21 protein-coding genes are annotated in these 25,928 nt (G+C 74.0%); 13 read left to right on the forward strand and 8 right to left on the reverse strand.

Features of this window, described 5'->3' with window-relative positions:
- Positions 1-133: 133 nt before the first annotated feature.
- The 10 genes from J2S43_RS06075 to J2S43_RS06120 are packed head-to-tail and all read left to right on the forward strand — an operon-like array spanning position 134 to position 11,822.
- On the forward strand, positions 134-1,777 hold the full coding sequence (locus J2S43_RS06075; RefSeq protein WP_306827590.1) for a carbamoyltransferase family protein: 1,644 nt from the start codon (positions 134-136) through the stop codon (positions 1,775-1,777).
- Positions 1,774-3,384 (forward strand): glycosyltransferase, encoded by a 1,611-nt coding sequence (locus tag J2S43_RS06080; RefSeq protein WP_306827591.1) that lies wholly within the window; start codon positions 1,774-1,776, stop codon positions 3,382-3,384. The genes J2S43_RS06075 and J2S43_RS06080 overlap by 4 nt, the downstream gene beginning before the upstream one ends.
- A complete protein-coding gene (locus tag J2S43_RS06085) occupies positions 3,381-5,108 on the forward strand; it encodes an HAD-IIIA family hydrolase (RefSeq protein WP_306827592.1) in 1,728 nt (575 codons plus the stop codon). The genes J2S43_RS06080 and J2S43_RS06085 overlap by 4 nt, the downstream gene beginning before the upstream one ends.
- The gene (locus J2S43_RS06090) at positions 5,105-6,037 is read left to right on the forward strand and encodes a glycosyltransferase (RefSeq protein WP_306827594.1); all 933 of its coding nucleotides are present in this window, start codon (positions 5,105-5,107) and stop codon (positions 6,035-6,037) included. Before J2S43_RS06085 ends, J2S43_RS06090 begins: the two co-directional genes overlap by 4 nt.
- Entirely contained in the window at positions 6,028-7,248 is a 1,221-nt protein-coding gene (locus J2S43_RS06095; protein ID WP_306827595.1) for a glycosyltransferase, read from the forward strand. Before J2S43_RS06090 ends, J2S43_RS06095 begins: the two co-directional genes overlap by 10 nt.
- The gene (locus J2S43_RS06100; protein ID WP_306827596.1) at positions 7,248-7,847 is read left to right on the forward strand and encodes a D-sedoheptulose-7-phosphate isomerase; all 600 of its coding nucleotides are present in this window, start codon (positions 7,248-7,250) and stop codon (positions 7,845-7,847) included. The genes J2S43_RS06095 and J2S43_RS06100 overlap by 1 nt, the downstream gene beginning before the upstream one ends.
- Before the next feature lie 20 nt (positions 7,848-7,867).
- Entirely contained in the window at positions 7,868-9,235 is a 1,368-nt protein-coding gene (locus tag J2S43_RS06105; RefSeq protein WP_306827597.1) for a PfkB family carbohydrate kinase, read from the forward strand.
- Positions 9,236-9,240: 5 nt separating this feature from the next.
- Positions 9,241-9,921 (forward strand): SDR family oxidoreductase, encoded by a 681-nt coding sequence (locus J2S43_RS06110; RefSeq protein ID WP_306827598.1) that lies wholly within the window; start codon positions 9,241-9,243, stop codon positions 9,919-9,921.
- Positions 9,918-10,832, forward strand: a complete 915-nt coding sequence (locus tag J2S43_RS06115; protein ID WP_306827599.1) for a glycosyltransferase family 9 protein — start codon at positions 9,918-9,920, stop codon at positions 10,830-10,832. The genes J2S43_RS06110 and J2S43_RS06115 overlap by 4 nt, the downstream gene beginning before the upstream one ends.
- A gap of 45 nt (positions 10,833-10,877) precedes the next feature.
- A complete protein-coding gene (locus J2S43_RS06120; RefSeq protein WP_306827600.1) occupies positions 10,878-11,822 on the forward strand; it encodes an AraC family transcriptional regulator in 945 nt (314 codons plus the stop codon).
- A gap of 145 nt (positions 11,823-11,967) precedes the next feature.
- On the opposite strand, the gene J2S43_RS06125 is transcribed toward J2S43_RS06120, so the two are convergent.
- Both J2S43_RS06125 and J2S43_RS06130 read right to left on the reverse strand, forming a co-directional pair.
- Positions 11,968-12,384 (reverse strand): CBS domain-containing protein, encoded by a 417-nt coding sequence (locus tag J2S43_RS06125; RefSeq protein ID WP_306827601.1) that lies wholly within the window; start codon positions 12,382-12,384, stop codon positions 11,968-11,970.
- 41 nt (positions 12,385-12,425) lie between these two features.
- Positions 12,426-14,657: a catalase gene (locus tag J2S43_RS06130; RefSeq protein ID WP_306827602.1), complete on the reverse strand. Its 2,232-nt coding sequence runs from the start codon at positions 14,655-14,657 to the stop codon at positions 12,426-12,428.
- 219 nt (positions 14,658-14,876) lie between these two features.
- Between J2S43_RS06130 and J2S43_RS06135 the strand changes: the two genes are divergently transcribed.
- The gene (locus tag J2S43_RS06135; RefSeq protein ID WP_306827603.1) at positions 14,877-15,983 is read left to right on the forward strand and encodes a SigB/SigF/SigG family RNA polymerase sigma factor; all 1,107 of its coding nucleotides are present in this window, start codon (positions 14,877-14,879) and stop codon (positions 15,981-15,983) included.
- A gap of 53 nt (positions 15,984-16,036) precedes the next feature.
- Here the strand turns inward: J2S43_RS06135 and J2S43_RS06140 are convergent, their stop codons facing one another.
- The 3 genes from J2S43_RS06140 to J2S43_RS06150 form a co-directional block, all read right to left on the reverse strand.
- Positions 16,037-17,017 (reverse strand): chemotaxis protein CheB, encoded by a 981-nt coding sequence (locus J2S43_RS06140; RefSeq protein ID WP_306827605.1) that lies wholly within the window; start codon positions 17,015-17,017, stop codon positions 16,037-16,039.
- Positions 17,018-17,140: 123 nt separating this feature from the next.
- The gene (locus tag J2S43_RS06145) at positions 17,141-19,285 is read right to left on the reverse strand and encodes a carbohydrate binding domain-containing protein (protein WP_306827606.1); all 2,145 of its coding nucleotides are present in this window, start codon (positions 19,283-19,285) and stop codon (positions 17,141-17,143) included.
- A 300-nt stretch (positions 19,286-19,585) separates the two neighbouring features.
- Positions 19,586-20,182, reverse strand: coding sequence for a hypothetical protein (locus J2S43_RS06150; RefSeq protein WP_306827607.1), 597 nt, complete (start codon positions 20,180-20,182; stop codon positions 19,586-19,588).
- Between the two features lie 152 nt (positions 20,183-20,334).
- Between J2S43_RS06150 and J2S43_RS06155 the strand changes: the two genes are divergently transcribed.
- Entirely contained in the window at positions 20,335-21,069 is a 735-nt protein-coding gene (locus J2S43_RS06155; protein WP_306827608.1) for an AfsR/SARP family transcriptional regulator, read from the forward strand.
- Positions 21,070-21,130: 61 nt separating this feature from the next.
- Positions 21,131-22,957 (forward strand): heparinase II/III domain-containing protein, encoded by a 1,827-nt coding sequence (locus J2S43_RS06160; protein WP_306827609.1) that lies wholly within the window; start codon positions 21,131-21,133, stop codon positions 22,955-22,957.
- An 84-nt stretch (positions 22,958-23,041) separates the two neighbouring features.
- Here J2S43_RS06160 and J2S43_RS06165 read toward each other — a convergent pair whose 3' ends face one another.
- The 3 genes from J2S43_RS06165 to J2S43_RS06175 form a co-directional block, all read right to left on the reverse strand.
- Entirely contained in the window at positions 23,042-23,719 is a 678-nt protein-coding gene (locus J2S43_RS06165; protein WP_306827610.1) for a bifunctional 4-hydroxy-2-oxoglutarate aldolase/2-dehydro-3-deoxy-phosphogluconate aldolase, read from the reverse strand.
- 87 nt (positions 23,720-23,806) lie between these two features.
- Positions 23,807-24,799, reverse strand: coding sequence for an OmpA family protein (locus J2S43_RS06170; protein ID WP_306827611.1), 993 nt, complete (start codon positions 24,797-24,799; stop codon positions 23,807-23,809).
- Positions 24,796-25,482 carry a helix-hairpin-helix domain-containing protein gene (locus J2S43_RS06175; protein ID WP_306827612.1) on the reverse strand — a complete coding sequence of 229 codons (687 nt, stop codon included), beginning with the start codon at positions 25,480-25,482 and terminating at the stop codon, positions 24,796-24,798. The genes J2S43_RS06170 and J2S43_RS06175 overlap by 4 nt, the downstream gene beginning before the upstream one ends.
- Positions 25,483-25,928: the final 446 nt, after the last annotated feature.

Genomic DNA, 25,928 nt, shown 5'->3' on the forward strand with positions numbered 1-25,928 from the left:
CTTTCCCCTGTGCAACTAGCTCAAACGGACCCGTTTAGCCGCGATCAGTGCAGGTTGGAGCGCTGGAGAGGGAATTTCAGAGAAGTCGGTGATCTTGCGAATACTCCGGCACTTGTAGGGAATGCGGCCCTCCATGCGAGTGTTGGGAATCAATGCGATCTTCCATGATCCGGCCGCCGCGCTGATCATCGACGGCCGCGTCGTCGCCGCAGCCGAGGAGGAGCGGTTCAGCCGGCGCAAGCACGGCAAGCGCCCGGTCCCGTTCTCCGCCTGGGAACTGCCCGAACTCTCCGCCGCCTGGTGCCTGGAGTCGGCCGGCCTCGGCCCGGCCGACCTCGACGCCGTCGCCTACTCGTTCGACCCCGCGCTGACCGCGGAGGCGGAGAGCCTCGGGCTGCACGACCCGTGGGACCACCTGCGCGTCGACTACGCCCGCCGGGCGCCGCGGTTCCTCGCGGCCGCACTTCCCGGACTCGACCCGGACAAGGTCCGGTTCGTGCCGCACCACGTCGCGCATGCGGCCTCCGCCGGGCTGTCCGTGCCCGAGGACAGCGCGGTGCTGGTGCTGGACGGGCGTGGCGAGAGCGCCAGCCACCTGGCCGGCGTCTACCGCGACGGCGAGCTGACCACGCTCGCGGCGCAGCGGCTGCCGCACTCGCTCGGCCTGCTCTACGAGGACCTCACCCGGCACCTCGGCTTCCTGCACTCGAGCGACGAGTACAAGGTGATGGCGCTCGCCTCCTACGGCACACCGCGCCACCTCGGACTGTTCCGCGAGCTGGTGCACGCGGACGGCGAGGGCGGCTTCCGCGTCGAGCGGATCGACTGGAACGCGCTCGCCGAGACCCGCGCCGCGGACGGTGAGATGACCGCGGACCACGCCGACCTGGCCGCCACCGTGCAGGCCCGGCTGGAGGAGGTGCTGCTCGACCTGGCCCGCTGGACGTACGACGCGGCCGGCGGCCCGGCCACGCTCACCATGGCCGGCGGCACCGCGCTCAACTGCGTCGCCAACGCGCGGCTCGCCGCGGAGGGCCCGTTCCAGCGCGTCTGGGTGCAGCCGGCCGCCGGTGACGCCGGGACCGCGCTCGGCGCCGCGCTCGCGGTCGCCCGGCCGTCCGGCCCGGTCGCGCCGTTCACCGGCGCGGACCTCGGCCGCGGCTGGTCCGACGACGAGCTGGAGGCGGAGCTGCGGCGGGCCGCGCTGCCCTACACCCGGCCGGACTCGATCGCGGCCGAGGCCGCGCGGGTGCTGGCCGGCAACGGCATCGTCGCCTGGTTCCAGGGCCGCAGCGAGTACGGCCCGCGCGCGCTCGGCCACCGCTCGCTGCTGGCCCACCCCGGCGACCCGGAGACGCAGACCCGGATGAACGACGTGAAGGGCCGCGAGCAGTTCCGGCCGATCGCGCCGATGGTCCGCGCGGAGCGGTTCGCCGACGTCTTCGACGGCGTCTACCCCAGCCCGTACATGCTGTTCGTGCACACGGTTAAGCCGGAGTGGAAGGACCGCATCCCCGCGGTCACCCACGTGGACGGCACCGCCCGCGTGCAGACCGTGCACACCGAGACCGAGCCGCGCGTCGCCGAGATGCTGGCCGAGTTCGAGCGCCTCACCGGCCTGCCCGTCGTGATCAACACGTCGCTGAACACGGCCGGCCGCCCGATGGCCGACACCCCACGCGAGGCGATGGAGCTGTTCGGCTCCGCCCCGGTCGACCTGCTCGCGCTCGGCCCGTTCGCGGTCCACCGCTCCTCCGCGTTCGGCACCGCGCGATGACCGGCATCTCCATCGTCATCCCGACCCTCGGCCGCCCCACCCTCACCACCCTGCTGACCGCACTCACCACGCAGCTCACCGACGCCGGCCTCACCCCGGCCACCACCGAGACCGCCGGGCACAGACCGCCGCGTGGCGCCGGGATCTCCGGGCTTGCCGGGCTGCCGGGTGGGACCGGGCTTGCCGGGCGCACGTCGCCGGACAGTGCGGGGCTTGCCGGGCGGCTGTCGCCGGACGCGTCGGCCGGGTTCGGCGGGCAGACCGCGTCCGCTGTGGTGCCGGTCGAGATCCTGGTCGTGGACGACCGGCCGGATCGGTCGACGCCGCTGCCGCTACCGCCGGGTGTCGAGGTCACGGTGCTGGCCGGACGGGCCGCCGGGCCGGCCGCGGCGCGGAACGTGGGCTGGCGCGCGGCGCGGCACGAGTGGGTGGCGTTCCTGGACGACGACGTGGTGCCCGAGCCGGGCTGGCCGGCCGCGCTCGCGTACGACCTGGCCGCCGCCGGTGACGACGACGGCGGGGTCCAGGGCCGGCTGCGCGTGCCGCAGCCGCTGCCGGACGGGCGCCGGCCGACCGATTGGGAACGCGGAACCGCCGCGCTCGCGGACGGGCGCTGGATCACGGCGGACATGGCGTACCGGCGAAGGGTCCTTGATCGGGTAGGGGGTTTCGACGAGCGGCTGCCGCGCGCGTTCCGCGAGGACGCGGAGCTGGCCTACCGCGTGCGGGAGGCGGGCTGGAACCTGATCCGGGGTACGCGCACGGTGATCCACCCGGTGCGCGACGAGAGCCCGTGGATCAGCGTCGCGCAGCAGCGCGGCAACGCCGACGACGCGTTGCTGCGCCGACTCTACGGCCGTGACTGGCGGATCCTGCTGGAGATCCCGCCGGGCCGGCGCGCCCGGCACGCCGCGGTGACCGCGGCCGGAACGGTCGCGGTCACCGCGCTGCTGACCCGGCGCCCGGTGGTGGCGTCGGTCGCGGGCGCGCTCTGGGCCGCCGGGACCGCCGAGTTCGCGCTCGCCCGGATCATGCCGGGCCCGCGCACCGCCCGCGAGATCACCGCCATGGCACTGACCAGCGCGATCATCCCCCCGGTAGCGATAGCCACCTGGCTGCGCGGCTGGACGCGCTGGCGCGGCGCCCGCCCGCTGACAACCGCATCGGCTGTGCCGGCCGCATCGGCTGTGCCGGCGACCGAACCGGCTGTGCCGGCGACCGGCCCCGGCCCGCTGGGAGCGGCTTCTGGTGTGCCGCGAGCCGGCGACGGCCCGCTGGGAGCGGCTTCTGATGCGCCGCCGACGGGCCCCAGCCCGCTGGAGGCGGGTTCTGGTGCGCCGCAAATCGGTCACGGCCCGCTGGGAGCGGCTTCCGGTGCGCCGGCGACCGGCCTGACGGAGGCGGGTTCGGGCGTGCCGGGAAGCGGTCGTCGTTCGCACGGAGGCGGGCCGGATGCGCCGGAGACCGGGCGCGGCGCGCTCGGCAGCGATCCGGGCCCGGTCGCGACCGAGGGGACCGACGCGGGCCCGCCGGAGATCGGTGCGGCCGGCGCCGGCCCGCTCGCGGCCGGTGACGCCGGCGCGCGCGTGCTGAGAGTCGTGCGGTGACCGCCCTCTACGACGCCGTTCTCTTCGATCGGGACGGCACGCTCGTGGTGGACGTGCCCTACAACGACGATCCGGAGCTGGTCCGGCCGATGCCCGGCGCCCGCGCCGCGCTGGACCGGCTGCGCGCGGCCGGGCTGCGGCTGGGCGTGGTCACGAACCAGTCCGGGCTGGCCCGGGGCCGGTTCACCCGCGTGCAGCTGGACGCGGTCAACGCGCGGGTGGAGGAGCTGCTCGGCCCGTTCGGCACGTGGCAGATCTGCCCGCACGACGACCGGGCCGGCTGCCGGTGCCGCAAACCCGCGCCCGGCATGGTCGTCGACGCGGCGGTCGCGCTCGGCGCCGATCCGCGCCGGTGCGTGATGGTCGGCGACATCGGCCGGGACATGCGGGCCGCCGCGGCCGCCGGTGCCGCGGGCGTGCTGATCCCGACCGAGGTCACGCTCGCGCCGGAGATCGCGGCCGCGCCCGCGGTCGCCGAGACCATCGGATCCGCCGTGGACCTGATCCTGGACCGGATCGCGTCGGTCACACCGGCAGAAACCCGAAAAGCCGGAAAGGTCCTCGTGGTACGCGCGGACTCGGCCGGCGACGTCCTGGTCACCGGCCCGGCGATCCGGGCGGTCGCGGCCCACGCGGACGAGGTCGTGCTGCTCTGCGGCCCGCGCGGCCGGGACGCCGCCGCGCTGCTTCCCGGCGTCGGCGAGATCGTCGAGGCCCGGCTGCCGTGGATCGTCCCGGACCCGGAGCCGGTGGACGCCGCGCTGGTCGCGGAGCTGACCGCCACGCTGACCGCGATCGGCGCGGACGAAGCCGTGATCTTCACGTCGTTCCACCAGAACGCGCTGCCGCTGGCGCTGTTGCTGCGCGCGGCCGGCGTCGCCCGGATCACCGCGATCAGCGAGGACTACCCGGGTTCGCTGCTGGACGTGCGGCACCGCGGCGTCCCGCCCGGCGTCCCCGAGCCCGAGCGGGCCCGCTCGATCGCGGCCGCCGCCGGCTTCACGCTCCCACCCGGCGACGACGGCGCACTCCACATCACCCTCCCGCCCTCGGACGCCGGACGACCGGCTCCCGGCGTGCCCGAACAGCTCGCCGGGCGTTCGGCTTCCGGCGTGCCCGAACCGCTCGCCGGGCAAGCGGCCGGCGGCGAGCCCGGCGGCGCGCCCCTCGTCCCGGGCGCCGGCGAGCCGCCTGCCGCGCGGGCCGGCGGGCCGGTGCGCGGCGGCTATGTCGTGGTGCATCCCGGTGCGTCCGTGCAGGCCCGGTCCTGCCCACCCGAGGTGATGTGGGAGATCACCGCCGGGCTGGTCGCGGCCGGACACGACGTGCGCGTCACCGGCGGTCCGGGCGAGCGCGAGCTGGCCGCGTTCGTGGCCGGTGCCGGAGCCACGCTCGCCGAGTCCACCGACCTGGCCGGCCTCGCCCGGCTGCTGGCCGGCGCCGCCTGTGCCGTAGTCGCCAACACCGGCCCCGCGCACCTGGCCGCCGCGGTCGGCACGCCCGTGGTGAGCCTGTTCGCGCCGACCGTCCCCTACGGACAGTGGGGCCCCTACCGGGTGCCGCACGTCCGGCTCGGCGACGCGGCCGCGGCCTGCCGGGAGAGCAGGGCGACGCGCTGCCCGGTCGCCGGCCACCCGTGCCTGTCCACGATCACGCCGGACGAGGTGCTGGCCGCCGTGCGCACGCTCACACCTCACCACACGATCAGGGAGATGGCCGCGTGAACATCCTGTTCTGGCACGTGCACGGCTCCTGGGCGACCGCGTTCGTCCAGGGGAAACACCGCTACCTGGTCCCGGTCAACGCCGCGCTGGACGAGTGGGGACTCGGCCGGGCACGTACGTTCCCGTGGCCGGAGACGGTCGAGGAGGTCGACGTCGCGGCGCTGCGCCCGGACGACGTGGACGTGATCGTGCTGCAGCGCCGGGACGAGCTGGACCGGATCGCGCATCTCGCGGGGAACAAGAAGATCTTCCTGGAGCACAACACCCCCAAGGGCGACGTGCCGAACACGCGACATCCGATGGCCGACCGGGACGACCTCGCGATCGTGCACGTCACCCACTTCAACGATCTGTTCTGGGATGCGGGCGCCACCCGTACCCACGTGATCGAGCATGGTGTGGTGCCACCGGCCGTGCGCTGGACCGGTGAGCTGGAGCGGCTCGCCGTGGTCACCAACGAGCCGGTGCGCCGGGGCCGGGTGACCGGCACGGATCTGTTCCCGCGGTTCACGCCGGTCGCGCCGGTCGACGTCTACGGCATGGGCGTGGCCGGGCTGCGCCTGGACCGGGTGTTCACGCACGACGATCCGCCGCAGGCCGCGATGCACGAGCAGATCGCGCACCGCCGCGCCTACCTGCACCTGTGCCGGTGGACGTCGCTCGGGCTGAGCCTGATCGAGGCGATGCAGATCGGCATGCCTGTGATCGCGCTGGCCACCACCGAGGCGGTCGCGGCCGTGCCGGCCGACGCCGGCGTGCTCGCCACCCGGGTGGACACGCTGGTCGAGGCCGCGCAGTGGCTGATCGACGACCCGGACGCGGCACGGCGTCTCGGCGACGCCGGTCGCAGCTCCGCCCTTGCCCGGTACGGCCTGGACCGCTTTCTCGCCGACTGGGACCGACTTCTCGAGGAGCACACATGCGCCTAGCGATGATCTCCGAACACGCGAGCCCGCTGGCCGCGCTCGGCGGCGTGGACGCGGGCGGGCAGAACGCCCACGTGGCCGCGCTCGCGGCCGAGCTCGCCCGGCAGGGCCACGACGTGCGCGTCTACACCCGCCGGGACGAGGAGGACGTGCCGGAGACGGTGGCGGTGCGCGGCTTCGAGGTGGTGCACGTGCCGGCCGGCCCGCCGTCCGCGCTGCCCAAGGACGACCTGCTGCCGCACATGGGCGCGTTCGCGGAGTGGATGGCCGCGGACTGGCACGCGTCCGGCATGCCGGACGTGGCGCACGCGCACTTCTGGATGTCCGGGCTGGCCGGGGTCACCGCGGGCCGGGCCTGTGACGTGCCGGTGGTGCAGACGTACCACGCGCTCGGCACGGTCAAGCGCCGTCACCAGGGCGCGGCGGACAGCAGCCCGGAGCACCGCACCGCGTACGAGCGGCAGCTCGGCCGGGTGGTGGACCGGGTGATCGTGCAGTGCCGCGACGAGGAGCGCGAACTGACCGGCATGGGCGTGCCCCGGGAGCGGATGACACTCGTACCCTCCGGCGTGGATCTTGATCTGTTCCGCCCGGACGGCCCGGCGGTGCCGCGCGGCGAGCGCCCCCGCATCCTCACGGTCGGCCGGATGGTCGAGCGCAAGGGCTACGCCGAGCTGATCCGCGCGCTGGCCCTGGTGCCGGACGCGGAGCTGGTCGTGGTCGGCGGGCCGCCACCGGGAAGGCTGCCGGACGATCCCTACGCGCGCCGGCTGCGCGCGCTGGCCGCCGAGTGCGGCGTCGCGCACCGGGTCAGCTTCACCGGCGCGGTGCCGGTCGCGGACGTGCCCCGCTGGTACCGGTCCGCGGACGTGCTGGCGGCCACGCCCTGGTACGAGCCGTTCGGCCTGACCCCGCTGGAGGCGATGGCGTGCGGCGTGCCGGTGGTCGCGACCGCGGTCGGCGGCCTGACCGACACCGTGGTCGACGGCGTCACCGGTGACCTGGTCCCGCCGCGCGACCCGAGGGCGCTCGCGGCCGTGCTGCGCCGGCTGCTCGCCGACGACGTGCGCCGGGTCTCGCAGGGCGCCGCCGCGCTCGACCGGGCCCGGCGCGTCTACGGCTGGCCCACGATCGCGGGCCGGCTCGCCGACGTCTACGCCGAGACCGCGCACGCGTTCGCCGACACCACCGACGTCCGAGAGGCAGTCGCCTGATGGATCCGCTCGACACCCACCTGAGCGGCTTGCAGGCCGCGCTGCCCGAGTTCCGCACGCACGCGTCCGTGGTGCTGCCCCGCTGGGGCGAGACGCTGGCCCGGCACCTCGGCATCGGCGGCCGGCTGCTGGTCGCCGGTAACGGCGGCAGCGCGGCCGAGGCCCAGCACCTCGCGGCCGAGCTGGTCGGCCGGCTGCGCGGCGAACGGCAGCCGCTCTCCGCGATCGCGCTCACGCCGGACTCGGCCGCGATCACCGCGATCAGCAACGACTACGGGTACGAGGAGGTCTTCGCCCGGCAGGTCCGCGCGCACGGCCGCCCCGGCGACGTGCTGATCCTGATGTCCACCAGCGGCCGCAGCCCGAACCTGGTCGCGGCCGCGCGGGCGGCCCGCGAGTGTGGCGTGCGCACCTGGGCGATGACCGGCCAGGAGCCGAATCCGCTGTCCCGTGCCTGCGACGAGACGCTGGCCTGCCCGTCCCCGGACTCGCAGGTCGTGCAGGAGCTGCACCTGGTCTCCGTGCACCTGCTCTGCGAGTACGTCGATCTCGCGCTGCCGACGGTCGTGGACGCTCTCGAGGAGGCATTGGCGCGATGAGCGCCGATCAGTTCAGTGTGATGACTCGAGAGACTCTCGTCATCGTGGGTGACACGCTGCTGGACCGGGACGTGGACGGCACCGTGCGCCGGATCGCGCCGGACGCGCCCGTGCCGGTGCTCGACGAGGAGTCCACCACCGACCGTCCGGGTGGCGCCGGGCTCGCCGCGCTGCTCGCGGCCGGGGCCGGCTGCGACGTCGCGCTGGTCACCGCGCTCGCCGCCGACCCGGCCGCGGCCCGGCTGGTCGAGCTGCTCACCGCGGCCGGTGTCGAGGTACACGCGCTGCCGTCGACCGTGCCCACGCCAGAGAAGATCCGGTTGCGCGCGAGCGGTCAGGTGCTGGTCCGGCTGGATCGTGGCGGCGAGCCCGCGGTGCCGCCGGACGCGCCGCAGGCCGCGCTGGACGTGATCGGCCGCGCGACCGCGATCCTGGTCTCCGACTACGGCCGCGGCGTCGCCCGCCAGCCGGCCGTGCGGAAGGCGCTGGAGGCGGCGCACGCGCCGATCGTCTGGGATCCGCACCCGCGCGGCCCGGAACCGGTGCCGAACGTGCGACTGTGCACGCCGAACGCGGCCGAGGCGCGCGGCATGTCCGGCGACGCGGGCGGCGGGACCGCGCTCGCCGCGGCCGAGCGCGCCGGGTTCACGCTGCGGCGGCGGTGGCGGGCCGGCGCGGTCGCGGTGACCGTGGGCTCGGCCGGCGCGGTGCTCTGCCACGGCGAACCGACGCCGCTGGTGATCCCGGCGCCGGACGTGCCGGGCGGCGACACCTGCGGCGCCGGGGACCGGTTCGCGTCCACGGCCGCGCTCGCGCTGGCCCGGGGCGCGCTGGTCTCCGAGGCGGTCCGGGACGCGGTGCACGCGGCGTCGGCCTTCGTCGCGGCCGGCGGTGCGACCGGTGCGGTCACCTCGGCGAAGGCCGAGGCGCCGGAGAAGACGGCCGGTGCGCTCGCGGACGGGGTACGTGCCCGGGGCGGCACGGTCGTGGCCACCGGCGGCTGCTTCGACCTGCTGCACGCCGGTCATCTCGCCACGCTGCGCGCGGCCCGCAAGCTCGGCGACTGCCTGATCGTCTGCCTCAACTCCGACGCCGGTGTCTCCGCGCTCAAGGGCCCGGACCGGCCGCTCACCGCGCAGCAGGACCGGGCCGCGCTGCTGGCCGCGCTCGACTGCGTGGACGCGGTGGTGATCTTCGACGAGCCGACGCCGGAGGCCGTGCTCACCCGGCTGCGCCCGGACGTCTGGGTGAAGGGCGGCGACTACTCCGGCGACGCCGAGCTGCCCGAGTCCGCGCTGGTCCGCCGCTTGGGCGGCCGGACCGTGATCGTGCCGTATCTCAGCGGCCGCTCCACCACCTCCACCATCGAAGCGATCTCCAGGAGATGATCATCATGGATGCTGTCATCGTCACCGGCGGGTCGAGCGGCCTCGGCGCCGCGGTCGTCGACGCCGTCGCCAAGGCCGGCGGTCGCCCGCTGGTCATCGACCGCCAGGCGCCCGCGGACGGCGTCGAGTGGATCGAGTGCGACCTGGCGGACACGCGCGCGGCCGAGAACGCGACCCGCGAGCTGATCGAGCGGGCCGGCGGCTCGCTCGACGGCGTGGTCACCGCGGCCGGCTTCGACGTGCCGGGCGCGCTGCGGGACGTGCCGGGCGACGTCTGGGACCGGATCGTCATGGTCGACCTGCTGGCGACGGCCGCGGTGATCCGGGCGGCGCTGCCCGCGCTGGAGGCCTCGCACGGCGGCGTCGTCACGATCTCGTCCACGCTCGGGATCAAGGCGGTCAGCGACGCCACCGCGTACTGCGCGGCGAAGTTCGGCGTGGTCGGCTTCACCCGCGCGCTCGCGGCCGAGCTGGCCGGCACGGTCGGCGTCACGCTGGTCATCCCGGGCGGCATGCGGACGAAGTTCTTCGACGAGCGCGACGAGCGCTACAGGCCGGGGCCGGACGCGGTGCTCAACGACCCGGCGAACGTGGCGGACGCGGTCCTGTTCGCGCTCCGGCAGCCGGCCGGGTCCGCGGTCCGCGAGCTGGTCATCGCGGCCGAGCGGGAGAGCTCGTACCCGTGATCCTGGTGCTCCGCGCGCTCGGCGTCGGCGATCTCGCCACCGGCGTGCCGGCGCTGCGCGCGCTGCGGGCCGCGTTCGGCGACGACGAGCTGGCGCTGGCCGCGCCGGCCTGGCTGACGCCGCTGATCGACCTGATCGGCGGCGTCGACCGGGTGGTGCCCTGCGCCGGGCTGGACGCGCCGCTGCCGGTGCTTCCGGGCGTCACGCTCGCGGTCAACCTGCACGGCCGGGGCCCACAGAGCCATCACACCCTTCTGGGGGTACGGCCGGGAGCGCTCTGGGCGTTCGCCTGCCCGGGATTCCCGAGCGGTCCGGAGTGGTCGGACGAGGAGCACGAGGTGTCGCGCTGGCTGCGCCTGATCCGCCACTACGGCGTACCCGCGAATGACGTTGATCTTGATCTTCGGCCGCCGGCGGTGGACGTGCCGCACGGCGTGACGATCATTCATCCCGGAGCGAAGTCACCGTCCCGGCGCTGGCCGGCCGACCGCTACGCACAGGTCGCCCGCGCGCTGGCCGGGGACGGGCACCGGATCCTGGTGACCGGGTCGGCGTCCGAGCGGGAACTCGCGCTCGACGTGGCCGATCGCGCCGGGCTCGGGCCGCGGGCGGTGCCGGAGACCGGGCTGGCCGAGCTGGCCGGGCTGATCGCGCACGCCCGGTTGCTGATCAGCGGTGACACCGGCGTCGCGCACCTGGCCACCGCGTTCGGCACGCCGTCGGTCACGCTGTTCGGCCCGATGCCGCCGAGCCGCTGGGGCCCGCCGCCGGACCGGCCCAGGCACCGCGCGCTCTGGCACGGCGTGCGTGCGGAACGAGGTGATTCGCCCGATCCCGGCGTCCACCCGGCGCTGCTGAAAATCACCGTGGCGGAGGTGCTTCGCGAAACTCATCCCATCGGGTACGTGTAGCGGAGGTAATCTCGCGGTTCGGCAGCGTTTCCGGGAGGTCATGTCGTGGACACGCCGCAGCGCATGGAGGTCGTCACGCATGACCGGGAGGTGGTGGCCGACGCGGTCAACCGGATCATCCGGCACCGGGCCCGGGTCTCGTTCGCGGGCGCGGAGACGACGGATCTCGCGGTCCGGTCGGCCTCGTACCGTGATCTCGGCGCGTTCCGGGTCCGGCTGACCGGCGTCCACTACTCCGCGGACGTGCCGCCGATGCCGATGGTCACGGCCGGGGTGATCGTCGGCGGCAAGGCGCGAATCCGGATCGGCCGCTCGGAGATTCTACTGGGCGCCGGCGACGGCGTCGTCTACCCCGAGGGCATCACGTCCGGCGGCGAGTACGGCAACACCGCCATGCTGTTCGTCCAGGTGCCGCTCTCCTACGTCGCCGCGGTCGCCGGCGAGCCGGGGCTGCGGTTCGAGGCGTTCACGCCGGTCTCCGACCAGCTGCGCCGGCATTGGGCGGAGACCACCGGTTACCTGGTCCGGCAGATCACCGCGCCCGCGCTGGACCTGCCACCGCTGCTGGCCGACCAGCTGCGCCGACTGGCCGCCACGTCCGCGCTGTCGGTCTTCCCGAACACCACGATGACCGCCGGCTCCTGGCGCGGCCCCGCGCGCGAGCCGAGGGCGGCGGTCCGGCGGGCGATCGCGTTCATGGAGGAGCGCGCGGCCTGCCCGCTGACGATCACCGAGATCGCGGCGGCGGCCGGCGTCGGGCCGCGCGGCCTGCAGTCCGCGTTCCGCCGCCACCTGGAGACCACGCCACTGGAATACCTGCGCCGCATCCGGCTGGAACGCGTCCACCAGGAACTCCGTGCCGCCGATCCGTCCAGCGGCGTCACGGTCCGCGACGTGGCCCACCGCTGGGGCTTCGCCAACGCCGGCCGCTTCGCCGGCCACTACCGCACCCTCTTCGGCGAGACCCCCGCCCACACCCTGCGCACCTGACCCACGCGCACGGCGCCAGGTCCCGAAGAGTCCGCAGATGCGCACGGCGTCAGAACCGGAGAGCGCGCCAGAGCCATCGCACAAGCCCGGAGGGCGCCCCGCTGAACCAGCGGGACACCCTCCGGGTGGATGGAGCGGCGGTCGGTCAGGGCTTGCTGATGGCGTCGAGCAGGTCGCCGGTGGGCTTGTCGGGGAGCGCGCGGGCCACGTCGGCCAGCGCGACCATCCCGACCAGGTCGTGGCCGTCGATGACCGGGAGGCGGCGGACCTGGTGCTTGCTCATGGTGCGGAGGATCTCCGCGGTGTCGTCGTCCGCACCGATGGTGACCGGCTTGCCCTGGGCCAGTTCGCCGGCGCGGACGTCGGCGGGGTTGCGGCCCTGCGCGACGGCCTTCACGACGATGTCCCGGTCGGTGAGCATGCCCTTCAGGCGGTTGTCGGTGCCGCAGATCGGCAGCGCGCCGACCTCCAGCTCGGCCATCTTGCGGGCGGCGTCGGCGAGCGTCTCCTGCTCGCCGACGCAGGTGGCGTCCGGTGTCATGATCTCGCGAGCGGTGGTCATCTGTTCTCCTCTTCGTTGAGAAGGGCTGCTCGCCGGGGGGATCAGGCGAGCGTGGCCGGGAATCGTTCCCACACGCGGTGCAGCGCCAGGAACTGCTGGAGCGTGGTGAGCGCGCCGGTGCCGGACTCGGCTTCGAAGACGCCGGGCGTGCCGGCGATGCCGGCCTGCTCCAGCACCGCGGTGCCGGAGCCCCAGGCGCCGACCGGCTTGGCGTGCCGCCAGGCCTCCTCGACGAGCAGCCGCACCCGCGGGTCGACCGTGACCGTGGCGACCGCGCCGGCCTTGGCGTCCCGCGCGGGGATCGCGTCGGCGGCCGGGGCGGCCGCGTCCGCGACCAGGATCGCGTCGAACTCGACGGAGCGCGCGGTGTTGAACGTGCGCTGCACGACCAGGCCGCCGGCGTGCCCGCCGACCGGGCCGATGATCAGCGGCAGCGCGCCGGCCGCGAGGATCGCCTCGCGGACCGCGCCGGCGCCGTCGGCACCGTCCGGGCCGACCACGATGCCGATGATCCGGCCGTCGGCCGGCCACTCCTGGCCGATCTGGGACAGTGCGGGGCTGGGTGCGACCTCGACCGGCTCGATCGAGGCGGCCGGCGCGGGCAGGCCGAGGCCGGCCGCGACCTGCGCGCACAGGTCCGCGTCGATGTTGGCGAGCGCGAGCAGCTGACGCTCCTTGATCGTCTGCTCGTAGCACTTGCCGAGCTCGAACGTGTACGCGGAGACGATGTGCTCCTTCTCGACCGGCGTCATGCTCTGCCAGAAGAGGCGCACCTGCGAGTAGTGGTCGTCGAACGAGACCGGGTTCGCGCGTACCTTGGTCGACTCGGCGACCCGGGCCGGCAGGTCGGCGAACGCCTTCTCGGTGGTCTCGAACGGGTTGCCGCCGTCGAGTGAGTTCGGCTTGTACGGGGCCACGCCCGCGTGCACGCCCTGCTGGTGGAAGCCGTCCCGGAGCATGTCGTTGACCGGCGCGTGCGGCCGGTTGATCGGGATGTGCGAGTAGTTCGGGCCGCCGAGCCGGGTCAGCTGTGTGTCGACGTAGGAGAAGAGCCGGCCCTGCAGCAGCGGGTCGTTGGTGACGTCGATGCCGGGCGGCAGGTGCCCGAGGTGGAACGCCACCTGCTCGACCTCGGCGAAGAAGTTCGTGGGGTTGCGGTTGAGCACGAGGCGGCCGATCGGCTGCACCTCGGCCAGCTCCTCCGGCACGATCTTGGTCGGGTCGAGCAGGTCGATGCCGGCGAACGTCTCGTCCGGCGTGTCCGGGAAGACCTGCACGCCGAGCTCGTACTCCGGGAACGCGCCCGCCTCGATCGCGTCGTAGAGGTCGCGCCGGTGGTAGTCCGGGTCGATGCCCGCGATCAGCTGCGCCTCCTCCCAGACCAGCGAGTGCGTGCCGAGCTTCGGCTTCCAGTGGAACTTGACCAGCACGGTCTCGCCGGCGTCGTCGACCAGCCGGAACGTGTGGACGCCGAAGCCCTCCATGTGCCGGTACGAGCGTGGGATGCCCCGGTCGGACATGTTCCACATGGTGTGGTGCTGCGCCTCGGTGTGCAGCGACACGAAGTCCCAGAACGTGTCGTGCGCGCTCTGCGCCTGCGGGATCTCCCGGTCCGGGTGCGGCTTCGCGGCGTGGATGATGTCCGGGAACTTGATCGCGTCCTGGATGAAGAAGACCGGGATGTTGTTCGCGACCAGGTCGAACGTACCCTCGCTGGTGTAGAACTTGGTGGCGAAGCCACGGGTGTCGCGGACCGTGTCGGCGGAGCCGCGCGAGCCGAGCACGGTGGAGAACCGGACGAAGACCGGCGTCTCCGCGTTCTTCTTCAGGAACCCGGCGCTGGTGATCGTCTCCGCGCTGCCGTAGGCGGTGAAGACGCCGTGCGCGCCGGCGCCACGGGCGTGCACCACGCGCTCCGGGATGCGCTCGTGGTCGAAGTGCGTGATCTTCTCGCGGAAGTGGTGGTCCTGCATCAGGATCGGTCCGCGCGGGCCGGCCTTCAGCGAGTGGTCCGTGTCGCGAAGCCGGGCCCCCTGCGCGGTGGTGAGGTACGCGCCCTGCTGTCCGCGGGCGGTCTTCGGCGCCCCGGTGTCGAAGCCGGTCGGCGTGACGGGCTCGGGCGTGCCCTGATCGCTCTTCGGCGGCAGTGGCTCCCGTGGCGTCGTCGGCTCCTCCACGGTCGGCGTGCCGCTCCCCGGTGTGCCGGGGACCGTGGGTTCGGTGACGGCTTCCACGGCATCCTTCACCGCGTCGACGATCTTGCGCGCTTCCATGCGGTAGCCCCTCCAGAGTGGTTATGCAGGGCACGGGTACCCGGGCGGAAGGGTGCCAAACGGGCCATCTTCAGAACCGAGAGTGATCGGATAATTACGTTTAGCACTCGGCTGTGTCAGTCTGTCGCTTGATTGTGGTTTCGGGGGTGAGATCCAGGGAAGGAACGGGAACCGCGAGGCCGAATCGGGTTCGCGGTATTCGGAGAGTGGGGCCGCCGCATGTCGGCATTCGTCGGTGAGGAGCTTGACCTCGACATCTGCGCCGAGGAGTACGCACGGGCCCGGGTGGGTGTGGAGGAGACGGAGCGCGAGCGGCTGCGGGAGGACCTGATCCGCGCCGCGATGCCGCTGGCCGGGCGCCTGGCGAGTCGTTACACCGGCCGCGGCGAGCCCGCCGAGGACCTCGAACAGGTGGCGCGGATAGGGCTGGTCAAGACCGTCGACCGGTACGATGCGGATCGCGGCTCGTTCACCGCGTTCGCCGTGGTGACCATCCGGGGTGAGCTGCGCCGGCACTTCCGGGACCACACCTGGGGCGTGCACGTGCCGCGCCGCCTGCAGGACCTCGGGCTCGAGGTCAAGCGCGCCGCGGACATGCTGACCGCCCGGCTGTCCCGGCCGCCGACGCCCGCGGAGATCGCCGACCTCCTCGACGTGGACGAGGCCGACGTGCGCGCGGCCCGAACCTCGCTGGCCGGCTACTCGGCCGAGTCGCTGAACCGGCGGATCTCGGACGACGACGACACCGAGATCGGGGACCTGCTCGGCGCGCTCGACCCGGAGATGGCCGCGGTCGAGGACCGGACGACGCTCGCGAACCTGCTGCTGCGCCTGCCGCGCCGGGACCGCCGCATGCTCGCGCTGCGCTTCTGGGGCAACATGAGCCAGGCGGAGATCGCGGAGCGGTTCGGCATCTCCCAGATGCAGGTGTCCCGCCTGCTCAGCCGCGCGCTGACCTGGCTGCGAACCGCGATGCTGACCGACGTGGTGCCGCCGTGGCCGGGCGAGTCCGACGCACTCGGCGTGCGCATGACGGTGACCGCCGGGCCCGGGCGCGCCCGGATCGTCCGCCTCTATGGCGAGATCGACCGGGACGTCGCGGCCGAGCTGCGGGTACGGCTGCTGGCCTCGATATCCGCGGGCCGGCCGAGCCGGCTGGAGGTGGACCTGGCCGGCGTGCCGCTGCTGGACGCGGCCGGGATGCGCGCGCTCATGGTGGTCCGGGAGACCGCGGTCGCGCGCCGGGTCGGCCTCCGGTTCACCGGCGTCTCGCCGTACCTGGCGCAGCTGATCCGGGCGACCGGCCTGGGCGTCATGCTGAGCTGACCGCCGCCTGTCCCGTGCCGGCTGGCGCTGTCCCGCGCCGGCCGGCGTCCGTCTCAGATCTGGCCGGTGCGGCCGGCGATGCGGTCGAGCAGGTGGCGGATCAGGAGGATCGCACGATCGGCGTCGTCCGCGGTCTGCCGGTAGCGCTCCGCGTACACCCGGTCGGCCATCCGCCGGCTCAGCGCCGCCTTCTCCTCGAGCGCGCGCAACGCGGTCCAGAGCGCGCCCTCGGTCGCGACCGCCTGCTCGTCCAGCAGGCTCTCCGGTGCCCAGGCATGCCCGATCCGGCAGCGGAAGTGCGGAATCGGCGCGCCGCTCACCTCGAACAGGCCGCCGCCGCAGTCCGGGCAGCCGAACCCGGCGGGCGTGGCGCCCGGAATCCGGTCGGTGGTGCGGGCCTCGGCATCGCTGATCGCGACCTCGTCGTCCAGGCGAGGATCCATATCCAGATCAAGACCTTCGGGCAGGGGTACGGTCGTGAGCTTCGCCAGCAGGGCACCCATCTCGGCCGCGGTGGCGACGTGGTCCGGCGTCCGCCGCGCGGACACTGCCCTCGGCATCGACGGGTGCAGCGCGTCGTCCGGGTCCTGGATCACCGTCAGGCCGCCGCGCAGCGCGAGGTCGTAGGCGCCGGACGCGCCGTCCGCCTGTGACCCGGACAGCACCACGCCGATCGCCCGCGGCCCGGCGGACCGCGCGACGGACCGGAACAGCGGGTCGACCGCGGGCCGGTGCCCGTTCTCGGACGGCCCGTTGCTGATCCGCAGCCGGTCGCCGAGCAGCAGCAGGTGACGGTTGGGCGTCGCCACATACACGTGCCCCGGCACGATCCGCTCGCCGTCGGCCGCGGCGCTGACCGGCAGCGCGCTGCACCTTCTCAGGATCGCCGGCAGCGCGCTCGGTGAGTCGCGCGACATGTGCAGGACCACGAGCACGGCCGCGGGCAACCCGGCCGGCAGGCCCTGGACGAGCGCGCGCAGCGCCTCCACCCCTCCGGCGGACGTGCCGATCGCGATGACGTCCCGGTGTGCCATCGAACCCGATTACCCCACCGCGTGCGTTTCAACCCTGGTCGCCGACGTCACACCCGAACGGGTGTCGGCTCGTGCCGGAGGGCCGGTGCGGACGGGCTGTCCCGCCCGCACCGGCCTCGCCGATCAGGGCCGCAGGTAGTTCGCGAACACCTGGTTGCCGACCTGGGTGCCGGTGGCGATGCCGTTGTCCGCATCCCACTGGTAGTGCACGCCGAGGTAGATCCGGCTTCGCCCGTTCTCCGCGGCCGCGGCCGTGAAGCTCGGCAGCGTGCGGACCACGTTCGGCCGGCTCGGGTCCTCGGTGGTCAGCCGCATCTCCAGGTGATCGATGCCGAAGTAGTTGCGCATCACGGCCGCCCAGGCGCCGCCGAACGTGGCGTGTCCGCTGACATACGCCGGGAACGCGGGCGAGAACCGCTGCCCGGCCGGATTGATCGACAGCGGCAGCCAGGCCGCGTCCTTCACGGTGTCGGCCCGGCCGTCCTGGTCCGCGTTCTGGACCGCGGACTGCGGCCGCCACAGGTCGATCGCGGTCAGGTACTTCGCGTCCCACGCCGCGATCGCCGCGTCCGCCAGGGCCAGCGACACCAGCGCGAACAGCCGCGCGTGCTCCAGCACGCCCAGGCCGCGCTGCGCCGCCACGATCTCGGTGTGCTCCAGCAACTGGCCCGGCGGCTTGTACGTCCCGGGGACGTCGTTCGCCCAGAAGAACGCGATGTCGGTCTGCTCCGCGGTCCGGGTCGAGCCGGTCGCCCGGCCCAGGTTCTTCACGTCGTTGAGCTGGTCCGCGTAGGCCTGACTGGCCAGCAGCGTGGAGTAGCTGCTGTAACCGCCGGGCAGCGGCGGCCGGAACTGCGCCCCGCTGGTCAGCGTCCACGGCCGCACCTGACCCCAGAACGGCGTCACCGGCGCGGCCGAGTCCGTCGGCCGCCACGCGCCCGGCGTGGTGCTCGGCGTGTACGTCGCGGTCGAGCCGGAACCGTCGTTCGCCCGGTTGGCCAGCACCGCGGACGCGCTGGCCGCGCCGACCCCCTCACCCCGGTCGCGCTGCAGCGTGATCGTGCCGTTCGGCAGCAGCCCACGCGCGGTGGTCAGCTCGTCGGTGAACGTCAGGTTCGGGAAGAGCACCCGCAGCGTGTCGAACGCGGCCATGTTGACCGCCGACTCCAGCGAGGCGACGTGTGTGTCGACCGGCACCGTGACCCGGCCGACGTAGGGCGTGCCGATGTTCGTCACGGACGTGACCGCGTCGAAGATCGCGGCGTTCATCACCGCGGCCGCCCGGGCCAGGTTCGTCGGTGTGCGCTGCGGCTCGACCGACTCGCGGATCGCCTGCTTGAGCACGTCGTTCCAGTAGAGCACCGGGTCGTTGGCCAGCTGCAACTGCTCCACGATGGACACGTTGTCGAACCGGGCGGTGAACCCGGCCGTGCCGCCGATCTGGAACAGCAGCTGCCCGGCCGTGATCGTCAGCGGTGACGTGAACGTCCAGGAGAACGTCTGCGCGCTCGTGGTCAGCCCGAAGTCCTGCAGCAGCGGCGACGTCCACGGTGACGCCTCGGTCTGCACCACGGTCCGGAGCGTCCGGGCCGCGGTCGCGGAGCCGGTGAACGTCAACTTGTACTGCTTACCGGCGCGCAGCGTGACGCCGCTGAGGCCGACGATGTCGTCCCACGGGTTGGTGGTGCCGCCCGGCGTGTCGATGCGCAGCTGCCCGGACTCGGCGGCGATCGTGGTCTGTGCGCGCCCCTTCCACCAGTGCTGGATGCCGGCGTCGAACGTGCCGTTGGAGACCTCGTTCGTCTCGACCAGCGCGATGTTGTCGAAGCAGAACGTCATCGCGGACGAGAAGCCGCCGACCTGGAACGTGACCTGCCCGTCCGTGCGGGTGAGCGTGGAGGTGAACGCCATCGCGTACCGCCGGAGGCCGGGGGTGACGTTGAAGCCCTGGTCGAGCACGCCGGTGTAGGGCGCGGCGCCGTCCTGCACCCGGGTGCGCAGCTGCACGCCGGCGGTGGACTTGGCGTCGAAGGTCAGCGCGTAGGACCGGCCGGCCGTCAGCTGCACGCCGGACCGGCCGATGATCACGTCGTGGATGACCGCGGTGCCGCCGGTGACGTCCGCGCAGAGCTCGTTGTTCTCGTTGCGCAGCGTGGCGCCCGAGCCGGCCCACCACGAGCCGGTGCCGGTGCCGAACGTGCCGTCGGTGATCTGGTTCGAGTTGGTGGTGGCGAGTGCGGGGCTGCCGGTCGTGACGACGGCGAGCAACCCAGTTACGAGAGTGAGGACGAGGGTCAGGCCCAGGCGGCGCGGAACGTGTCTCTTCACTGTTTCCTCCGGTGCGGGACCGGCCCCCGCCGATCCCGAGCCGAAGAATGGCCGCCGCCGTCATCGTCCCGGTAGCGCCGGGATAGCGCGGCACCGATCCCGGCCACGACCCAGCCCAACCGCGCGACCCAGCCCTACAACGCGGCTCAGCCGGCCGCGCGGCGCGGCTCAGTCGCGCGGCTCGGCCCGGCCGGCTGATCCAGCCCGACGACCGCGCGGCTCAGCCCCGACGACCCCGGCTCAGCCCGGTCGCGCGGATCGCCGGGCGGAGAGACGCGGCAGCAGCCGGACGCCGGCCGCCCCGACCACCAGCCCGGCCACGAACAGCCCGGCCGCGGCCAGCACCCGGGCCGATCGCCGCCGCGGCCGCGGCACGACCGTCCGAGGTGGAGGGTCGGCCGGTGGCAGCAGCTCCGGCACGATCACCTCGGCCGGCGGCATCGAGTCCGCGGGCCTCGTCCGTGACAGTGCGGACATCGGCTCCGGCGACGGTGCCGGCGGGCCGAAGGTGATCGTGTAGAGCCCGTCCGACGTCAGCCGCCGCCACGCGTCCCGCCACCGGCGCAGCTCCGCCTCGGTCCCGGCCGGCCCGGCGCCGCCGTGCGCGCGCAGGCATGCCCGCACGTACGCCTCGACGAACTCCAGCCGGGGCAGGTTCGGCAGCCGCCGCCCGCCGAGGATCTCGTGCACCGTGCTGGTCGGCAGTGACCCGGCCGGCCGGGCCAGGTCGCGCAGCGTGCGCAGCGACGGCTTGCCCGCCCACACCCGGAGCGCGACGAGCGCGTCCGTGAACTCGTCGGGACTGTCCGATCCGGACGGATCCGGACAGTCGGACATGTGCTTCTCCACCGATTCCACAGCTCCCCTGACTCTGGTGCCGCAGATGAGACAGTACTTGTGAATCGACAACCGTGCGTGCCCGTCCGGATACGTCCGGTTCCGTCCGGCACGCTTGCCAGGTGATCGTCCGCACTGGTTCGGTAACCGCCATGGACGACGACCCGCTCCCGGAACTGCGATACCGCCTGCTCGGTCCGGTCGAGGTCCGGCGCGGCGGCGAGCCCGTGCCGGTCCCGGCCGCCCGGCAACGCGCGATCCTCGCCGCCCTGCTGCTGCGCGCCGGGCGCATCGTCGCCGTCGGCACCCTGGTCGACCTGCTCTGGGGCGACCGCCCACCGCCCACCGCGACCGTCACCGCCCGCAACTACGTCTCCCGCCTGCGCAAGGCGGTCCCCGCCGTGCACACCGCGGCCGGCGGCTACCGCCTGGACGTGCCGCCGGGCGCGCTCGACCTGGACCGTTTCGAGCGCCTCACCGCGGATGCGCGGTCACTGGCGCCGGCCGCGGCCGTACCGTTGCTGGACGAGGCTCTGGCCCTGTGGCACGGCCCGCCGCTGGCCGACCTCGGCGCGCTCCCGATCCATGCGGCCGAGGCGCCGCGCCTGGACGAGCTGCGGCTGGCCGCGATCGGCGACCGGCTGGACGCGCTGCTGCGGATGGGTGAGGGCGGCCGGCTGGTGCCCGAGCTGGTCCGCCTGGTCGGCCGGCATCCGCTCCGGGAGCGCTTCGTCGCCCAGCTGATGCAGGCGCTGCACGCGTCCGACCGGCTGCCGGAGGCGCTCGACCTCTACCGTCGCACCCGCGACCGCCTGGTCACCGACCTCGCGGTCGAGCCCGGCCCGGTCCTGCGCCGCCTGCACCAGCGCCTGCTCGAAACGATCTGAATGTGTTCGGCTCCGAACGATCGGTCGTGTCCGGATCCGTCCGGTGCTACGTTCGGCCGCCATGCGCACCGACCAGCCTGGCCAGCCTGACCCGCCGATTCCCGGCCGGCCCGGACCGCTGATCCCCGGCCGGCCCGGACCGCTGAGCACCGCCCTTCGTGAGGGCCGGCTCACGCCGCGCGCCGTCGTCGACCACGCCGCGTTCGCCGGCGTCCCGGCCGCCACCCGGGACTCGATCACCGCGATCGCGGACGAGACGCTGGGCGCGCCATGGCCGCAGCCGACGCTCACCGGATGGCGCGCCCACCTGCGCGACGGCAGCCGCCTGGCCTGGGAGGATCCGTACTTCGCGCGCCGGCACCGGCTGCACGCCACCGCGCTGGCGCTCGCGCTCACCGGTGACCACGGGCGTTACGCGGACGAGGTACTCGACGGCGTCTGGCTGCTGGCCGAGGAGACCACCTGGTGCCTGCCCGCCCACGACGAGCAGGCGTTGGGCCCGGACCGGGTGGTGCCCGACCCCGCCCACCCGTACCTCGACCTGTTCGCGGCCGAGACCGCCGCCACGCTCGCCTGGATCCTGCGCCTGCACCCGGCGGTGTTCGCCACGGTCCCCGGCGTGGCGGCGCGCGTCACCGACGAGATCCGCCGCCGGGTGCTCGACCCGTTCCGCACGAACGGACGCGACTACCACTGGTTCGGCGCGCCGATGAACTGGAACCCGTGGATCGTCGACAACGTCATCGCGGCCGCGCTGCTCACCGGCGACGACCCCGCCCCCATCCTGGAGGCGGCCGTGGCGAGCCTGGACGCCTACCTCGCCGGCGTGCCCGCCGACGGCGGCTGCCCGGAGGGCATCTCCTACTGGTGGCATTCCGGCGCGCGGCTGTTCGAGGCGTTGGAGCTGCTCGGCGTACCCGCGGAGATCTGGTCTGATGGTCTGGTCCGCAGGATCGCGCGGTTCCCGCTCACCGCGCACCTCGGCGGCGAGTGGAGCGCCAGCTTCGGCGACGGTGGCGCCCGGGTGCCGCGCACGGACGGCCGCGCCCGCAAGGACCACCTGTCGCCCGCGCTGCTGCACCGGTTCGGCCGCGCGGTCGGCGACGCCGAGATCACCGCGTTCGCCCGGGCGTCCCGCGGCGACGACCCGCTGACCACGCTGCCGAGCCCGATGGGCCGCGCGATCGCGGCGCTGACCGACCCGGCCTGGCGCGACGCACCCCCGCAGGACTTCCCGGAGCCGCCGGTGCAGTGGCTGCCGGAGACGCAGGTGGCCGCGCTGCGCGGAGGCACGCTGCACCTGATCGCCAAGGCCGGCCACAACGACGAGCCGCACAACCACAACGACGTCGGCAGTTTCGTGCTGGCCGTGCGCGGCGAGCCGGTCGTGGTCGACGCGGGCACCGGCGTCTACGACCGGGACAGCTTCGGCCCGGACCGCTACCGCGCCTGGTTCACCCGGTCCGCGTTCCACAGCGTCCCGGAGATCGACGGCCACGAGCAGGTGCCCGGCCCGGGTTTCCGGGCCCGCGACGTGCGGCTGTCCGGAAAGATCTTCACGCTCGACCTGGCCGGCGCATATCCGCCCGAGGCCGGCATCGAAACACTGCGCCGCACGTTCACCGTCGACGACGACCTGGTCACGCTGACCGACGCCTGGCGTCTCGACCACCGCCCGGAGCACATCAGGCTTCGCCTGCTGCTGCGAGAAGATCACCGGGGGGTACGCATCGCGCTCCCGGACCACGTGCGGCCCCGCGTCGAGGAGATCGCGCTGACCGACCCGCACCTGCACGCGGTCTGGGGCGACCGCCTGATCCTGATGACGCTGAACGTGACCGCACCGGCCGCCACCGGCGAGGTCACCGTCCGGTTCACACCGCGCTGAGCAACGACCGCACGCCCGCGGCCGTATCGGCTCGCCACCCTGCCGGACCGCACCCGCCGCCGAGCGCACCGCGGGTGCGGCCGGTCAGTTCAGCGCGGCCAGCAGGGCCGGGAGAGCGGTCGGCTGGAGGAGCGGGGCCTCGACGGAGAGGCAGCGCGCGCCGGCAGCGCGGAAGGCGGGGACGTCGATGGTGGTGATGCCGCCGGTGGCGATCAGGGAGATCTGTGGGAAGACGTCGTGGAGGGCCTGGAGCCAGGCGGGGCCGAGTGTGGCGGCGGGGAACGCGGTGAGCCAGCGGCAGCCGGTGCGGAGGGCGTGCTGGATCTCGGTGGGGGTGGTGGCGCCGGGGAGGTGGGGGAGGCCGGCCGCGAGGCTGTCGCGGAGGACGTCCGGGTCGAAGCCGGGCGCCAGCGTGAAGGCGGCGCCGGCGGCCCTGGCGACCGGGACCAGGCCGGGGGTGAGGATGCCGCCGGCGCCGACCACCTCGCCGCGCTCGGCGCCGAGGCGGGCCACCGCGGCGAGCGCGTCCCGGGAGGACGGGGCGTGCAGCGGAACCTCGACCACGCCGAGGCCGGTGTCCCAGACGGCCTCGGCGAGCGCCACGGTCCGGTCGATCGGCAGGCCGCGCAGCACGGCGAGCAGCGGGCGGCCGTCGAAGACGCGGTCGAGCACCTGCGCGGCCGGCGGCAGTTCGCGGACCGGGCGCGGGGTTCCGGGTCGGCGCGTGCTGATGCGTACCCCCAGGGTGGTGTTCTGCCGCATTTTATCGCTTGTCGGGCGGTTGACGTGGGAGATCGGAGACCAACGCCCGGGACGGTGAGATGCCGCCCCGGGCTGTCGGGCGGAAATCTAGGGACTGAGCTGCCCGGTGACCACGAGTTCGGCGCGACGGTTGAGGGCGCGCCCGTCGTCGGTGTCGTCGGGCCGGTCGGGGCGATCATGGGCGAGGCCGTTGGTGGTCAGGCGGTCCCCGTCGATGCCGAACGAGACGAGAACGTCGCGGACGGCGGTGGCCCGCTCCTCGCTGAGCGGATCGCCCGCCTCGAACGCGTCGGTGTGGCCCTCGATCCGGACCGACGCGCTGGGATAGGCGTTCAGCAGCCCGGCGGTGCGCCACAGATTCCGCTGCGCCTGCGGCGACAGCCAGGCACTGCCATCCGGGAACAGCAGCGGGGGTACGTCGGCGAGCCGCGCACCGAGGTCGGCGACACCGAGCCGTTCGACGAGCGGAAGACCGGTGGCGCGGGCGGCCGCGGTCACCGCGACCCACTCGGTCTCGGACCCGGCGGTGCCGCTCAGCGTCAGCGCGCCGTCCCGCAGCTCCACCGTGAGGTCCTCCGACTGCCGTGGCAACGCGCCGAGCAACCCGGGAATCCCGGCGAGCCCGTCGCCGGTCACCTCGCCCGCCGTGACCCGGTCGTCGGTCGCGGCGAAGCCGTCGAGGGCGTCTCGGATCAGTGCACGGCCGGTCCCGGCCGGCACGGTGCCGGTGATCGCGACCCGGCCGTGCGTGATCGCGACCCGCAGGTTCGGCGCCGGCGGACGCACGGGCACGGACACCGGTGGCACGACGGTCCGCACGGCGCGCACGCCCTCCAACCGCGCGACGATCTCCCGTGCCCGGTTCGCGGTCGCCTCGTCGCCGGCTCGCAGCACACCGTCCCGCCCGGTGAAGGCGACCTCGACCGGCGGCCCGCCCGCTTCGGTCAGCGCCCGCACGGAGCGCCGGGTGAGGTCGTCCTCCATCCGGTGCCGGTTCGGCCCGAATTGCAGCGCGAGGACCGCGACCATGCCGATCACGGAGATCAGCCGGACAAGGACTACGCGTCGGCGCATCGTCATCGCACGACCTCCGCGCCCCGCGTCGCACCCTGCCGCTCAGCGCGGACAGCGCGGGATCGCTCAGCGCCGCCAGCGCTGGGCTGCTGAGCGCTGGACTGCTGGGCGCTGGACTGTTGAGCGCTGGACTGCTCGGTGCGGACCGCGCCGGACTGTGCGACACGGTCCGCGATCGGAGTCTCGGCACGGTTCGCGCTCTGCCTACCGGGGCGGGACGACCGCGGCTGCCCGGGCCGGGTCGCGGCGGAGCCGCCGGGTGCCGTGCCGGAACCGTCGGCCGCGGGGGAGGCGTCCCCGCGGGTGAGCGCTGCCGCGGAGGCCGTTGCCCGTGAGTTCTCCGGTGCCCGCGAGTTCTCCGGCGCGACCGGGGAGGCGGGCTGGTGCTCGGGGCGGCCGGCGATCAGTGTGGCGGTCAGGGTGCGGAACGCGGCCTCGTCGCCGTCGGCGAGGAGGCGGGCCTGGCGGCTCCACGTGGCGAGGCTGGGCGCGAACGAGAGACCGGCGGCCCGGATCGCGGCGCGCTTGGTGGCGTCGTCAGCGGCCGCGAGCTGGGCGAACGTGCGGATGCCGGCGTTGCGGAGTGCGGTGGCCATGGCTGAGCCGATGCCCTCGATGCGCTCCAGCTCGTCGTCCGCCGTCTCCGCGGGCGCGGGCGTCGGCGTCACCTTTTCCGGGCGCCGGCTCATGTGTGAGAACCGTCCGGCGAAGAAGCCCAGAACGAACGTCGACAGCAGCATGAGAAGTGACTGAATGATGAACCAGCGCACGGCTGACCTCCGGAAACACGCTGAAGAACCGCACCGGGCAACCGATGCGGGAATGGTGTGGAAAGGAAGGATTCCGGCGGCCGTCCGGGGGACCGCGCGTATCCTATATGGACCTTCGCGTTCTTCGGCTCAGCGTAAGCGCGTGACGTAGCGGCTACGTAGCGTCTGGATATCATTGGTGAACGCTGATTTGCGCGGGCTGGTCGAGACCGCGTAACTTTCTCTTCGCCACGGGGAACCGGACGAACAGGGCGAAAGTCACTGGGAGGACGGAATCCGGGCAACCGGGTGGTGCGACCGGATCTGGGGGGACCCGGATTTGGGGTTGCGAAACCGACCGGGTAGAGTATGGCAGCCAGCGGGAG

It is taken from the genome of Catenuloplanes nepalensis (assembly GCF_030811575.1).
Classification (GTDB): domain Bacteria; phylum Actinomycetota; class Actinomycetes; order Mycobacteriales; family Micromonosporaceae; genus Catenuloplanes; species Catenuloplanes nepalensis.